A 13704-nucleotide genomic window follows, 5' to 3' on the forward strand; every position below is an offset into this window, starting at 1 on the left:
ATTCCTCAAACTAGCCTGCTCACTCGTCTGCTGGAACATCTTCAGCCGAACTGAGCAGCCTTTTTGAACTGCCCTCTTAGTCAGCAATCGAACGAATGACCTTCGCCGGATTTCCACCAACAAGAGTATTCGGGGGAACGTCCCTGGTGACGACCGACCCTGCTGCGACAACCGAGTTCTCGCCTACTGTTACGCCACCGATAATGGTAGCGCCGGCTGCGATCCAGACGTTTCTCTCAATCACAATGGGTTTTGCGATTACGAATGCGCGCCGCTGAGAAGGTTCAATGGGATGGCCGGACGTGATGATGCTCACGTTCGGCCCGATCATCACGTCGTCAGCAATGTCGAGCGCGCCAAGGTCATAGAAAGTGCAATTCTGATTGACGAAGACATTGCGCCCGACACTGATATCGACCCCGCCGGTTGTGTAGAACGGGGGGGGCAATAAAAAGCTGCCGTCCACCTTCTTGCCGATGAGATCACTGAACAAGGCCCGGACTTCGTCCGCATCGTTGAACGTCAACCGGTTTAGAGCGGCGGTGATCGCCATCGCTCGTTTGACGTTTGCTGACATGGCCGCTGATTCCGGCGTTCTACTGGGAATTATCTTGGTGCGATCATCATTCGCCATTCGTTGTTTTCCTCCGGTTGCGATCGGGCGCGTATTCGGCGCATGACGGAACAGCGACAATCAACCCTGAACGACCTTTATCGTCTCCAGCTGCGCTCCGTCGCGAAACACAGATCGCATCCCGCTCAGGGGCGATTCCTCAACGAACTCACTACCGGAAGCGCCTGAAAAAGCTACGAATGTCGGCCGCGAGGAGTTCAGGTTCTTCCATTGCCGCGAAGTGCCCACCACTCGGCATGTCGGTCCATTGCACGACATTGAACACTCGTTCCAGCCATACACGTGGCGGGTGGTTAATCTCTTTCGGAAAGTGTGCAAAGCTCACCGGCGGCAATACCCGTTGTCCCGGGGCGAAACACATGGGTTGCAACCGGTTTTCCCAGTACATTTGAATGGCTGTACCAATGCTCTGGGTGTACCAGTAGAGCGATAGATTGGTAAGCAACTCATCTTTCGAAAATCTACGGTCGATAACTCCGTCGCAATCGCTCCACGCGCGAAATTTCTCCCCGATCCATGCAGCAAGCCCGGCCGGCGAGTCGTTAAGCGATGCAGCCAGGGTCTGCGGCCTCGTGCCGTGCATATGGGCATAACCGCCCTCGAGCGCAGCCCACTCACCCTTTTCTCCAAGGAAGTTTTGTTCTGGGACGGTAAGCGGCGAATCAGCGGCGCCAATGGCGGGTTCGTACGATCCTGGCAGAAAGTTGAGATGAATGCCATCGACTACCTGGGCGTGCCGCAAGGCGAGCGCGATCGACACCCCCGCACCCAGGTCACCACCCTGGGCGCCAAATCGCTCGTACCCAAGACCTCGCATCAGCGATGCCCACAGATCGGCTACCTGAAACGCGGAAGTGCCGGGGGCGGCAGGCGCCGGCGAAAACGCAAAGCCAGGCAGTGAAGGAATAACGACGTCGAAGGCATCGTCCGGGTCCGCACCGAATGCAGCCGGGTCGCGCAATAGGTCAGCCAATGCGTTAAATTCGAAGAACGATCCGGGCCAGCCATGCGTGATAACCAGCGGATACGGCCGGGGTCCAACGCCACGCCGATGAACGAAATGCACGCGCTGACCGTTCACGTCAGCCATGAATTGAGGTTGCTGGTTCAGACCGCGTTCCGCGGTCCGCCAATCAAAACCGTCGGCCCAGTACGTCACCAATTCGCGCAGCCATGGGGCGTCTGTGCCTTGTTGCCACGACTCGGACGGAGTCATGGGCGCCCACCGGCTGTCGCGCAAACGCCGGCGCAAGCCGTCGATCTCAACATCGGACACGGAAATCTGAAATGGCTCGATATGCATGGCATCTCCTCCGGAAGAGTGCAGTCGATTCTCCACGATCTAACTGGCGGTGTCGAACACCCATACATAGTCGTACGTCCTTGGCACCCGTCTCCTGGTAAGCACCGTGCCCTGCCGGGAAACCGTCTCCCGCAACGTGGTCCTTACCAGACCAGCTGTCGAACGCTTCGATCACGAGCGCTCCGTTCCACTCAGAGGTCGCCTGTATCACCTGTCCGGCAGGCTGCCATTCATCCGCCAAACACTTCCGCCATTTGTGCATTGAAGCCGTCGACCAGGTCGTGTTCACCGGGCCCCGGGTTGCCGCGGAACAGCTTCGCGCCTTCAACCAGAATCTCATCTGCATCCGTTCCGAGGACGGCGATCGTTTCATCGATGAACGCGTCAAGCGGCATCGCCTGTTCGGCTTCGCGGCTGTTCATGAGGTCCGTGCGCACCCAAGGCGGTGCGATCTCGAGCACGCGAACCTTCGTGTCCCGCAGCATGAAGCGTTGCGACAGGACGTACGAATGCAATGCCGCCTTGGTCGACGAATACACGGCAGTCGCAGCCAACGGCACGAAAGCCAGGACCGAGCTGGTATAGGCAACGACAGCGTCGTTCCGGGTCTTGAGGTGATCGATCAGCGCCGACGTCATGCGGATCGGCCCCATGAGGTTGGTCGTGATGGTGGACACCATCAGCGCGTCGTCAATGTGGCCACCCGCCTGGTCAGGCTGCATGATCCCTGCGTTGTTGATCAGCACGTTGAGATCGGGATAGTCCGCGATCAGTTGTGCTGCCACCTTCTCGATGCTCGCCGGGTCGGCAATGTCGAGCTCGATTGAAACCATACCGGGATTTGCCGCCACCACCTCGTCGAGATGGCTGCGCCGGCGGCCGCTGATGATGACCTTGTTGCCGAGCTTATGCAGCGCTTCGGCTAGCCCGCGGCCAATGCCCGAACCGCCGCCCGTGATGAAGATTGTGTTTCCAGTGAGTTTCATGATCGTTTCCTTGTAGATGCTTCAGGGTTTGATGCTTGCGTGCTCAGGCGCCGGATAGCTGTTGTGCCCCCAATTGCCTGAACGGTCCGTTAAAGAAGGTCATACTTAAGACAATGTTGAATGACATTGTCATTGCCGTGGATTATTATCGTCCTCCTCATAGATGTCAATTGTGATCGACATTGTATTTTTCGATGGATCTGATTGAGTCGTTGTCGGCCGAACGGAGGGAGCGTGGGTGTTTCCAGGCAGCAGGCGGTTGAAAACCGGCGCGCGATCGTGGCCGCCGCGGAGAAGCTGTTTCGCGAGCGCGGCGTCGATGCGGTCGGTCTCGTCGAACTGATGAAAGCGGCGGGCTTTACGCAGGGCGGTTTCTACAACCACTTCAAATCAAAAGACGCACTGGTCGCCGCGGTCACGGAAAAGGCGATGGAAGATGGCGGGGAGACCTTTGCCTCCATCATCGAAAACGCCAGGTCAGATGACGCGAACCCGGTCAGGCACCGGATCGAGTGGTACCTCTCACCCGAGCATCGCGCGGATATCGAGGCAGGTTGCCCGTTGTCGGGTTTTGCAGGCGACGCCCGGCGGCTCGGCGACGTGGCGCGCCGCTCTTACGCGCAAGGCCTCGCGGTGAACCTCGGACAATTCGCCAAGGTCATCGAAGAGACGGAGGGGATCAGTGAAGGCGGCCGCCGGAAGGCGATCACTCTGTTCAGCCAGATGGTCGGTACGTTGCTGCTTTCGCGTGCTATTGCAGACGTTGATCCGGCGCTCGCGGATGAAATTCTTGACGAGGGTCGCCAACATCTCTTCACCGGCGTGGGCACGCAAGGCGGAAATCGGTCACGTGGACATTCGCGCCGATGCTAGACCAATGTCCTTTTTGGCTCCAGAGAGCCGCCGTTGGATGTCACGGCAGCGAAGACGATTGGACGGCGGCCCGTTGGCGTGATTGGCAACTATTCACGTCAGTTCCGGCCGCTGGATTCCACGCCTCCTTAGCGGCAACTTGACGACCGGTGGCGATCGATCGGTCCCATCAATGCACGGCCCCTGATACATCCTGCAGAGATGTCGAAAAGACGCGTCCATCGACATCCGTCAGTTGCAGTATCCGTGCGCTGACGGTTGCGCCCGTTTGAACGGCCGGTGCCGGCAATGTGACCGTCGAAGCAGCGCCCATCGCCGCGCGCAGCCCGAACGGACCCGGGCCGAATTTGTTATAGGCGTAGTCGTTGTTGAACGCAGTCTTCGGCATCTTTGAGAGTGTCTCGGCATTCCATTGCGCGACGGGCGCCCTGTTCGCATCGAGCAGTGCGGCGGCGACGACGTGCACCGGCGCCTCAGCGGTCCCGGCATCGAGTGCGACATGAAAGCGCACGCTTCCATCAGCTAGAACGGCCGCGCGAGCCAATGTCAGGTGATGGGCGGTCGGGCTGACAGGGCCGCTATGAAACGGCGTCACGACGGAACCACGGTAGTAGCTGTACGTCCCGACGTTGAACACAACCACAAAGGTCAATACCGCGAGTGCGAGGTTGCGAAAGCCGGTATCCGAAAGCGGCAGTGCCCTGCTGCCCGAAGCCCATTTGAACCAGCCGCTGTCGGCCCGTTGCGGATTGTTGCGTAGCAGGACATTGTCCAGCGACCAGGCGCCGCTGCCTCCCAGCATCAACGTGGCGCCCATGGCGAGATTGCAGGCCGCCATCGTCCATTCGTCGATGCACGTCGCACCCTGCCAGCCGAACATCAGCATGAGCAATACAGAAAAACCCATTGAAGCAAGTGCCGCAGCGCGCGAAAAGAGACCCGCCATCAGCATGAGCCCGACGATCAGTTCGGCAGCGCTGAAGAGAATCACGCCACCATACAGCAGATAGAAGTGATGCAGCATGAAGCTGATCACATGGTCCATACCGAGAAGAGCTCCTGGCATCGCCGTCTGGAACTTGTTGGCCATCCAGTGTGCGGCATGCGGATCAAGTTTGCCGGGCGCATAAATGAATCGCCGAGAACCTCCGCCCCAATAGATAAAACCCTGAATGATGCGGACCGACATCAGGGAGATGGCCGAAATACGCCACGTACGCTGGTCCTCTCCGCTCACAGCGCGTTCGTGACCGGCGGCATGGTATGCAATTGAACTCATACAGGAACCTCCTAAGTGAATGTTTGTGATCTGACTGGAGGTTCGCGGTCCGCTCTGGCAGTGTCCCGGAATGACCAATCATCACTGTGCAGCGTATAGAAGGCGGGGCATCGGTAAAAATACATTAATGGCATTGGCGCGATAATTTTTTGGCATCCAACTTGACGACATCGCGTTTTATATTTGAGCCATCAAAAGGCACATATATACGCAACGCATGGCAGAGATATCACTATTGTATTTTTCACGAATGACTGGCGTACCTACACTGGGTCCATGCACTCCCAACGATTAATCGATCGCAACGAGCCGCACAACTCACCCAACTGTAAGGACCGGAAATGAGCAAGATCTTCTGTTCTACCATCCCTGTCGCATTGACACTCGCAGCATCGCTGCTCTGTTCGGCTGCACATGCTGCTCAACAAGACGCAGGTGCATCGCAACCGCAAGTCTCCCAGACCCAGCACCTGCCTTCCGGCGCCGCTGCCGAGCAAGCGCACGGGCTGACGCGCAAGCAGGTCTACGATCAGTTGGTCCAGGCAGAGAAGGACGGATCGCTGGCACGCATCGACGCCATATACGAAGGAGGCTGAGCGTATCTGCGCACTCGCGCATGTATCAATTCGTAATCCGTATCGATATTGAGTGATGCATCAGCTTACCCATCTCGCAACAGATAAACCCCACAGCGCCGGGACTGGGCGCGACGGGACGGCCGGATAGGCCCGCCTCGCGCGATCTCCTACCTGCGCTCTCCTCACATTGCAGCTATGAGCGACCTGAATCCGCAAACCGTATTGTCCGTTCACCACTGGACGGATACGCTTTTCCGCTTTACCTGCACGCGCGATCCGTCGTTTCGCTTCGAAAACGGCCAGTTCACCATGGTGGGTCTTGAAATCGACGGCAAGCCGGCCTTTGTTTCATGACCAGGCCGGCAAGCCAGCGTCATTCACCTTTCATACATCTCCATTGAGAGAATCAATCATGAGCAAAATCAAAACTTTTCTCGCCACCGCTTTGGTTGCGCTCGCCTGCGCATCAGCACACGCAGCGCCGGCGGATCCAGCCGGCTTCTGGACGACGCCTACGATTCAGGGCTACGGAAACATTCACTATCTGTCCAACGGTGCGTTCAAACCGCAGCCTGGCCACACCTACAAGGTGGTCTTTGCGATGACGCAAGGCACCGCACAGCCTGACAAAGTCAACCCGGCGCTGGACCACGTGGCGCGCACGGTCAACCTCTATGTAGCCGCAGGCGTGCCACTGGGCAAACTCAAATTCGTTGCAGTTGCCTATGGCGCGGCAACGCCGCTCGCACTCGACGATGCGCACTACCGGTCAACGTATGGCGTGCCCAACCCCAATCTCCCGCTAATCGCGGAACTAAAGAAAGCCGGCGTGACGATCGCGGAATGCGGGCAGGCGGTGGCTGAACATCATTTCCAGTATGACTGGATCGATCCGGATGTAACGCTCGCGCTGTCCGCCCTGACCACCGTCACCACCCTTGAGCAGCAGGGTTACGCGTTGATGCCGCTGTAAGCGTCCATTCGGCGCGCGTGCCATCTTTGATCATCCGGAGTCCACAGCATGTTCACCATTAACCGAAAAACTCTCGCCGCATGCGTTATGAGCGCCGTCGGCGCCATCGTCATCGGGTCCGTCCATGCCGAGGGCACGCCGGCCACCGGCACCACCGGCATCACGCATAGCCAGAGCGTCTATCCGCCGTGGCAACACGGCGCGAACAACGACAGTCCGGCACGCGGCTTGTCGTTCACCGAACCCGACGCGGACAATCTTGCCGATTTCCACGGGGACCCCATTCATCCGTCGCTGGTGCTCTATGTCGGCGGGAACTACTTCTTTGCGATGGCGCCGCTTGTGCAGGCGTTCGAGACGCATTACCCGCAATACAAAGGCCATGTCTACTGGGAGACGATTCCGCCGGGCCTTCTAGTGAGGCAGATGGAAAACGGCGGCACCGTCACGGTCGGCAACATGACCTGGACTGTCCCGGCTGACGTGTATCTCGCAGGGCTCAAGGCCGTGCAGAAGCAGATTGACGCGGGGCGTCTGCAGGCGCCGGCGGAGCCGTATGTGACGAATACGCTGACGATCATGGTGCCAGCGGACAACCCTGCCCATATCACCGGACTCGCCGATCTCGGCCGTCCCGAGGTCCGGCTGGCAATGCCGAATCCCAAATTCGAGGGGATCGCACGGCAGATCAAGACGTCGCTCGAACATGCGGGGGGCGACACGCTGCTCAACGACGTATACGGCACCAAAGTCGCCGACGGGTCAACCGTGCTGACGCACATCCATCACCGGCAGACGCCGCTGTGGATCATGCAGGGCAAGGCGCAGGCAGGTGTCACCTGGCAATCCGAGGCGATGTTCGAGGAACAGGCCGGCCATTCCATCAGTCATGTGGACATTCCTGCGGCCGACAACACGACAGCGATCTATGCGGGGGCCATGACAACGCATGCGCCTCACGCCGAGGCGGCTCAACGTTGGCTGGACTTCATCCGCTCCCCCGCAGGGCTCGCGATCTTCGAACGGTACGGGTTCAAGCCCTACCAGGCTAACGCCGGGTGAACGCGCCTGCCACCAGCTTGCATCCCGTGCCGGGTTGCCCTCGGTAACCCGGCATCCATTCATCTTCCAGTCCGGGATCGCTCCGTGAACCTCCATCCGATTGCAGCTTGCGCGCGTTGCCCTTCGAACACATGCCCGGCTCACATACTGCCTATGTCGCGTTCAAGAACGATGTTTTCATGCGGGGTTCGTGCGTACGCTAGTCAAACTGCTGTCGCCGGCGTCTTCGCGGGAACACGTCGGGCAGGCCATGCGAAACGCTGATGCCAACGCGACAGCTCTTCCGACGAACAACGTTACCCCGCTGCGGCTTCCGACGCGACCCGCGCCAGCACCAGGTCGAAAAAAGCCTGTGTACTCGGCGACAGCGACCGCCCCTTGAGCCACACCATGTGCAGCGGGCGCTCGATGCGAAGATCATCCACTTCGAGCACCGTCAGCTCGCCCCGGCGCAACTCATCCTTCACGCTGAGCAGGGAAACATAAGCGATGGCGTTCTGCGCGAGCAGCATCCGCTTGATGGCTTCGGTGTCGCTGACGGACATCAACGGGTCGACTTGCAGACCGATATGCCCATAAGCCTCCTCGACAACCGCACGCGTGCCCGAACCGGGTTCGCGCAGAATGACCGTATGCGTAGTCAGATCGGGTGGCGATAACCTCTGTCCGGCGCGCGGATGTCCGGCCGCGGCGACCGCAACAATCTCGTCGGCCCCGATCGGACGGGAATGCAGAATCGTGTGGTCGAATGGTCCCTCGATAAAGCCAAGCGCAAATGCATGGTCACGCAGACCGGCTTCGACTTGCTCGGTGTTGGCAACCGTCAGGTCGATTGCGACCTGAGGGTGGCTGGCGTTAAATTGCGCAATCATGTCCGGCACGAGATACACGCCGACCGTCGCGCTTGCGCCTATCTTCACATGCCCGGCGCTGAGACCGGCCAGTTCCCTCAGTTCCCACTCCGCCGCGTCGGCGAGCGAGAAAATCTGCTCAGCGTAGCGAAACAGTGCCGACCCCGCGTCGGTGAGCGCAACGCCTCGCGGCAGCCGGTCGAACAGCACAAGTTCGAGCCGGTCCTCCAGCTCCCTGATTTCCCGCGTGACCGCTGGCTGGCTGACGCGCAGGCGCTCGGCCCCCGCGCTGACGCTACCGGCGCGCGCAACCTCGAAAAATGCGAATAGATGAGTAAAGTTCACTGGAGCTTCAATTTCCGGAAATAGCGCATGCACTGGGCCATGCCACCACGGCTGTACCTGTCGCGAAGCTTTCCGTAGCGAGGGGGACAAAGCCGTCGCCGACAGGCAACGTTCCCCGTCGATCGGCGAGCCGTGGTTCCTCCAGGTCGCGATGCAGTGCAGTCAGGTCTGCCGGCGTCCCGTGGAGTCGACCCGCGTCGCGTTTGTGGGTGCAAGCTCACATTCAGCTTTCGGCGGCATGCGTTACAGATATGGATCGTATCGCAACAATATATTTTATTTCTCTCTTCCCGGTGAATACGATGTGGACATGGAGGCGCTAAACAAGATCTGCACGTGCAATCACTGGTTCACGCAGATTTGCGCCACGAACGCGGCAGACGAGCGTCGCGCCGGGAGTTCCTGCCGGGCATAGAGTCAGGTTCTCTGTGTTCACCATGATGCAATCGATGTCTATTTCTTTATCACTAATTTAGGAGTTCAAAATGAATAAGTCTTATGTATTTGGCCTTTCCATGATGCTGCTCGCGTCGGCAGGCATCGCTTCTACCGCATCCGCCCAGGAGAAGACCCGCGCGGAAGTCCGTCAGGAACTGATCCAGGCAGAAAACAACGGCCTGCGTTTCGTGACCAACACGTCGTACCCCGACGTCAACCCGATCTTTGCGCAACAGGCAGCCCAACTCAAGCAGCAAAACGAAAGCGGCACGGGTGCCGATGTCTCGGGTTCGAGCGCCACCGGCCAACGCGAAGCGGCTGGCAAAGCCGGCATTGGTCAAAGTCGTTCGGCCATTCCTGCCTGCGTCGGACCGGTCAGCTTCTGCACGCCGTATTTTGGCAGTTGATGCAGCAACATATCGCGCACGCCAATCGATTACACAGCGCCACCAACATCCTGCAAATTAACTTGCATTTTGGTCAAATACTGTATAAATTTACAGTACTGTTTTTATATACAGGATCGGTCATGAACCAGCTCATCCGCATCTTGAACGACGCCGACCGCGAAACGCTTGCATGGTTACTCAAGCATGTCGGCGACGTGCGCGTGGCTGCTGCTGCGCGACATCTGGGAGGCAACGGCAAACCGTACCTATCCGCGGTGTGCCGCTATCTCGGCGTACGGCCACCAACGCCTCATCAACATAGCCGGTCTGTTGAAGACTGCACAGTCGGCGATACCTATCTTGCTCAGATCCGCCAGTTGTTGGCACAGCGAAACCAAGCGTTGTTGAAGCTTCACCTTTGATGCTGCGGGTTGCCGCGAATCTTCAGGAAGATAACAGCATGATTAACGACTCTGCTCTTGATTTGGATGTTCACGACATCAATCCTGTCGCCCTCGAACGCGCACTCCGCAGCGCGTCGCTCGACCTCCAGCAGATCATTGCCACGGTCGCAGGTCGTTACCTCGACAATGGCCGTCATCGTTATTCAAGTGGCGCGCGATTGCCGACCTGGCGCACACTGCTGACAATTGACGATCAGGTCTTTGAGAATCGGGGCTTCCGGGCGCGGCACGACGAGACACTACGCTCGACGTTTGTCCGGTTTGCCGACAGTCGTTTGTCCGCGATGGATCTCGACGAACCCGTCGACTGGCGACGTGACGACGACAACTTGCCAGCCGTGTATCTGCTGGTGCGCGCACTGGTGCAGGCCGACTCTACCGATATGGCCACTCAGGACTAATGACGCCGATAGCACATTCAAATCTGGAGGTCTGAATCCTGCCCATCCATCATCCCGACCGACCCGCGGAAATCCGTCATCGCCCGCCATCCTGCCCCATCAATCTCCATAGCTTCGCAATATTCCGGCCGCATCGAACCGCTCCGCGGTTTCCTCCATCGAGTCTTATTCGACCCCTGCCAAGACTCGCGGTGGTGCACCCCCAAACCGCGTGCGGCGACTTTTTCAACAACATCAGCCACAAACGGCCACTCGCCACGACTGACCGAACTGTCGACAAGCGATACTCAAGATCATTCCGTCTGCCTTCAAGGATCACCAACAGCCGCTGCCATATCGACTACGCAGTTGCAATGGTTCAGTAGCCGAGTCAACGAACATCACATCAGATGCTCCTCCAAAAGAAGCAAATTTGGTCCTTCCAGGCGCAAGCCGATGACCGACGACAGCGTCTGTGTTTGGAAGAAAGCGACTCCAGCAGTCTCAAGTTTTCTCTAGTCACGTCGATAAAGCGTAGAGAGTTTGGGTTCCGCGGCCGTAAAACAGCGACGTTGACTCGCACCGCCAGTCAATTGATCGCCGACCGACTGAGCAAGCTCGTGGACCGTCGGCGTCGTGCGTCAACGGTCCACGAAGGGTTCGGCTGCATGCAATTTCTGTAGGTCGGTGGCTGCCAACGCATGCGTGGCGCACATTCAATACCAACAGGGAGAAGTATGAAGTCAGGGGCGTCATTGGAAGCACGCGTGGCTATGAATGCCGGGCTGAGTCTTCCGCAACCTGTTGACCGCGATGATTCATCCCTTCAGGGAACCCGCATCCTGTATGTCTTGTTCTTCTTTTCCGGCTTTCCAGCGCTCATCTATCAACTTGTCTGGCAGCGCGCTCTGTTTCGCATTTTCGGTGTCAATATCGAATCTGTCACCATCGTAGTGACTGCCTTCATGCTCGGCCTTGGGATCGGTAGCCTGGCCGGTGGCTGGCTGTCGAAGCGTCGCGGCATTCCCCTTCTGCCGCTGCTCGCCGTCATCGAATTGCTGACTGGAATCTTCGGCACAGTATCGCTCGACATATTCGATAAAGTCGGATCCCTCGCGCTCGGCATGCCGCTTCCCGTGACGGCATTTGTCACACTGGCGCTCGTGGCGGTGCCAACGCTCTTGATGGGCGCTACGCTGCCGATCCTGGTCGGCCACCTGGTCAACCGGTCCGGGAACGTAGGCAGTTCGGTGGGCCAGCTTTATTTCGTCAATACATTGGGTGCCGGTACGGCCTGCTTCGTTGCGACCGCCCTGCTGTTTCCCTTTTTGGGCATGCAAAAGTCCGTATTCCTGGCCGTCGCACTCAATTCGGCGGTCGCGCTGGGCGCACTGGGCACGCACTGGCGCACAGCCGGTGTGGTGCGTACCCACATAGTCAGGACAGCGGAGTCGGGCGTGCGCACGCCCACGCTAAACTTCGGTCCGGTGGCAGCGCTGGCATTTGGCGGTGGATTCATCTCACTGTCCTACGAGATTTTCTTCGTCCGAACGCTCTCCTACTCACAAGGAGGTGCCGCGTTAGCGTTCTCCATGACACTGGGCGTCTTTCTGCTCGGGCTCGCGTCAGGCTCCCGGCAAGCTGTTGACTGGTTCCGAGCCGCAGGCGATCAAGGACCCAAGCGCATCACCGTCAGCGTAATCAAGGCTAACGTTGTTGGCATGCTGTTCCTGCCCGTGCTCGCGCACCTCGCATGGTTAGGACCTTTGATCCTGCCTATCGCGCTGATCATGGTGCACCTGCTCGCGCGATACTGGGGGGCGCTGCTGCCATCGCTCACCCACTTCGGTGTAGCGGCCGACGGACGTGCAGGCACGCGGACCGCGCTTGTTTATTTCTTGAATATCGTAGGGTCGGCGACGGGCGGCATCGTCACCGGGTTCGTGTTGATGGACCACCTGGGGCTGGTCAGCATCGCAATCCTGTTGACGGTTGCCGGACTGATCTGCGCGGCCTTGCTTTCGGCATCGTTGCCACTCTCGTCCCGGACTAAATGGCGGCATGCGGGCTGGGCTGCAGCTGGATCTGTCCTCGCATTCACGCTATTGCCGCCGCTGACGCACGGATTGCTTGAGAACCTGCTGTGGAAAAACATGCCGCACAGCGACCAGCCGTTTGCTCAGGTTGTCGAGAACCGCAGCGGCATCATTACCGTCGACGATACAGGGGCGGTTTTCGGTGGCGGGATGTATGACGGCCGCTTCAGCGTGGACCTGCAGAACGACACGAACGGTATCATCAGGGCCTTCGCTCTGAGTCTTTTTCATCGGCAGCCACGCGATGTCCTGATGATCGGCCTATCGTCGGCCTCATGGGCGCAAGTGATCGCGAACGATCCGCAGGTCAGTTCTCTGACCATTGTCGAGATCAATCCAGGATACATTCAACTGATTGCAAAATCTCCCGCAGTCGCGTCGGTGCTGACGAATCCCAAGGTGCATATCGTTACTGATGATGGCCGCCGCTGGCTGCGTCTCAATCCCGACCGAAAGTTTGATGCTATCGTTGCCAATACCACGTGGTACTTCAGGGCCAATTCAGCCAATCTGCTGTCCTCGGAATATCTGGCGCTAGTTAAAGGCCACCTGAATCCGAAGGGCATTTATTTTTATAACACGACGGATTCCGAGCGCGTTCAACGAACCGCGTGCCTTGGCTTTCCCTACGGCGCGCGATTTACGAATCATATGATCGTGTCGCTTTCACCCCTAGAGTGGGACTTCGATAACTGGCGCAACACGCTTGAGTCCTACAAGATCGATGGCCGGGCGGTACTCGACTTGAATAGCGCCCCTGGACGCCAACGCCTGAAAGATTTGATGTCCCTACAATCGAGTCTGACGGTTCCAGCAGCGTCGGGACCTGGTCAGCCAATCGAATCCTGCTCGCAGATTCTTAAGAGAACGGCCGACAAACAGCTCGTCACTGACGACAACATGGGGAGCGAATACCGACACAACCTTGGCATGGAGTAGTCGATCCATGCGCATGCCTATGCTGGGCTGGGCTGGGCCAAGGGCTGTCTTGGGTCGAACTATTCGCCGGAAGATCTCTCAGGATCAGGCGGCTCACCGTCAGTCAGATGCACA

Annotated in this window: 13 protein-coding genes and 1 pseudogene; 9 read left to right on the plus strand and 5 right to left on the minus strand. The window is 58.5% G+C overall.

Translation table 11 applies throughout. From position 1 onward, the window contains the following. Window positions 1-76: 76 nt before the first annotated feature. From AWB69_RS41105 to AWB69_RS41115, 3 genes are all read right to left on the minus strand, one after another. Window positions 77-634 (minus strand): sugar O-acetyltransferase, encoded by a 558-nt coding sequence (locus AWB69_RS41105; protein ID WP_062092502.1) that lies wholly within the window; start codon window positions 632-634, stop codon window positions 77-79. Between the two features lie 151 nt (window positions 635-785). Next, the gene (locus AWB69_RS41110; protein ID WP_062092503.1) at window positions 786-1937 is read right to left on the minus strand and encodes an epoxide hydrolase family protein; all 1152 of its coding nucleotides are present in this window, start codon (window positions 1935-1937) and stop codon (window positions 786-788) included. A gap of 230 nt (window positions 1938-2167) precedes the next feature. Beyond that, complete coding sequence (locus AWB69_RS41115) at window positions 2168-2923, minus strand: SDR family oxidoreductase (RefSeq protein ID WP_062092504.1); 756 nt, start codon at window positions 2921-2923, stop codon at window positions 2168-2170. 234 nt (window positions 2924-3157) lie between these two features. On the opposite strand from AWB69_RS41115, the gene AWB69_RS41120 reads away from it, so the two are divergent. Continuing rightward, on the plus strand, window positions 3158-3796 hold the full coding sequence (locus AWB69_RS41120; RefSeq protein WP_062092505.1) for a TetR/AcrR family transcriptional regulator: 639 nt from the start codon (window positions 3158-3160) through the stop codon (window positions 3794-3796). Between the two features lie 169 nt (window positions 3797-3965). Here AWB69_RS41120 and AWB69_RS41125 read toward each other — a convergent pair whose 3' ends face one another. Then, window positions 3966-5075: a TQO small subunit DoxD gene (locus AWB69_RS41125; protein ID WP_062092506.1), complete on the minus strand. Its 1110-nt coding sequence runs from the start codon at window positions 5073-5075 to the stop codon at window positions 3966-3968. Window positions 5076-5416: 341 nt separating this feature from the next. Here AWB69_RS41125 and AWB69_RS41130 point away from each other — a divergent pair, with 341 nt between their 5' ends. From AWB69_RS41130 to AWB69_RS41140, 4 genes and pseudogenes are all read left to right on the plus strand, one after another. Beyond that, window positions 5417-5671, plus strand: coding sequence for a DUF4148 domain-containing protein (locus tag AWB69_RS41130; RefSeq protein ID WP_062092507.1), 255 nt, complete (start codon window positions 5417-5419; stop codon window positions 5669-5671). Window positions 5672-5848: 177 nt separating this feature from the next. Beyond that, window positions 5849-5992, plus strand: a pseudogene (locus AWB69_RS46520) (ferredoxin--NADP reductase); the annotation flags it as partial. Between the two features lie 73 nt (window positions 5993-6065). Further along, window positions 6066-6626 carry a DsrE family protein gene (locus AWB69_RS41135; protein WP_062092508.1) on the plus strand — a complete coding sequence of 187 codons (561 nt, stop codon included), beginning with the start codon at window positions 6066-6068 and terminating at the stop codon, window positions 6624-6626. 48 nt (window positions 6627-6674) lie between these two features. Next, window positions 6675-7688 carry a substrate-binding domain-containing protein gene (locus tag AWB69_RS41140; RefSeq protein WP_062092509.1) on the plus strand — a complete coding sequence of 338 codons (1014 nt, stop codon included), beginning with the start codon at window positions 6675-6677 and terminating at the stop codon, window positions 7686-7688. 296 nt (window positions 7689-7984) lie between these two features. Here the strand turns inward: AWB69_RS41140 and AWB69_RS41145 are convergent, their stop codons facing one another. Continuing rightward, the gene (locus tag AWB69_RS41145; RefSeq protein ID WP_062092510.1) at window positions 7985-8884 is read right to left on the minus strand and encodes a LysR family transcriptional regulator; all 900 of its coding nucleotides are present in this window, start codon (window positions 8882-8884) and stop codon (window positions 7985-7987) included. Between the two features lie 485 nt (window positions 8885-9369). Between AWB69_RS41145 and AWB69_RS41150 the strand changes: the two genes are divergently transcribed. The 4 genes from AWB69_RS41150 to AWB69_RS41170 all read left to right on the plus strand — a co-directional run bounded on the left by AWB69_RS41150 (window position 9370) and on the right by AWB69_RS41170 (window position 13590). Beyond that, window positions 9370-9729 (plus strand): DUF4148 domain-containing protein, encoded by a 360-nt coding sequence (locus AWB69_RS41150; RefSeq protein ID WP_062092511.1) that lies wholly within the window; start codon window positions 9370-9372, stop codon window positions 9727-9729. Window positions 9730-9851: 122 nt separating this feature from the next. Further along, on the plus strand, window positions 9852-10133 hold the full coding sequence (locus AWB69_RS41155; protein WP_062092512.1) for a hypothetical protein: 282 nt from the start codon (window positions 9852-9854) through the stop codon (window positions 10131-10133). Continuing rightward, window positions 10133-10576 carry a DUF2471 domain-containing protein gene (locus AWB69_RS41160; protein WP_231937402.1) on the plus strand — a complete coding sequence of 148 codons (444 nt, stop codon included), beginning with the start codon at window positions 10133-10135 and terminating at the stop codon, window positions 10574-10576. Before AWB69_RS41155 ends, AWB69_RS41160 begins: the two co-directional genes overlap by 1 nt. 752 nt (window positions 10577-11328) lie before the next feature. Beyond that, window positions 11329-13590, plus strand: coding sequence for a spermine/spermidine synthase domain-containing protein (locus AWB69_RS41170; protein ID WP_062092514.1), 2262 nt, complete (start codon window positions 11329-11331; stop codon window positions 13588-13590). Window positions 13591-13704: the final 114 nt, after the last annotated feature.

Source organism: Caballeronia udeis, assembly GCF_001544555.2.
In the GTDB taxonomy this organism is placed as follows: domain Bacteria; phylum Pseudomonadota; class Gammaproteobacteria; order Burkholderiales; family Burkholderiaceae; genus Caballeronia; species Caballeronia udeis.

Coding starts and splice junctions, on each gene's coding strand:
- AWB69_RS41105 (WP_062092502.1), bottom strand. CDS start 634: ATGGCGAATGATGATCGCACCAAGATAATTCCCAGTAGAACGCCGGAA.
- AWB69_RS41110 (WP_062092503.1), bottom strand. CDS start 1,937: ATGCATATCGAGCCATTTCAGATTTCCGTGTCCGATGTTGAGATCGAC.
- AWB69_RS41115 (WP_062092504.1), bottom strand. CDS start 2,923: ATGAAACTCACTGGAAACACAATCTTCATCACGGGCGGCGGTTCGGGC.
- AWB69_RS41125 (WP_062092506.1), bottom strand. CDS start 5,075: ATGAGTTCAATTGCATACCATGCCGCCGGTCACGAACGCGCTGTGAGC.
- AWB69_RS41130 (WP_062092507.1), top strand. CDS start 5,417: ATGAGCAAGATCTTCTGTTCTACCATCCCTGTCGCATTGACACTCGCA.
- AWB69_RS41135 (WP_062092508.1), top strand. CDS start 6,066: ATGAGCAAAATCAAAACTTTTCTCGCCACCGCTTTGGTTGCGCTCGCC.
- AWB69_RS41140 (WP_062092509.1), top strand. CDS start 6,675: ATGTTCACCATTAACCGAAAAACTCTCGCCGCATGCGTTATGAGCGCC.
- AWB69_RS41150 (WP_062092511.1), top strand. CDS start 9,370: ATGAATAAGTCTTATGTATTTGGCCTTTCCATGATGCTGCTCGCGTCG.
- AWB69_RS41155 (WP_062092512.1), top strand. CDS start 9,852: ATGAACCAGCTCATCCGCATCTTGAACGACGCCGACCGCGAAACGCTT.
- AWB69_RS41160 (WP_231937402.1), top strand. CDS start 10,133: ATGCTGCGGGTTGCCGCGAATCTTCAGGAAGATAACAGCATGATTAAC.
- AWB69_RS41170 (WP_062092514.1), top strand. CDS start 11,329: ATGAATGCCGGGCTGAGTCTTCCGCAACCTGTTGACCGCGATGATTCA.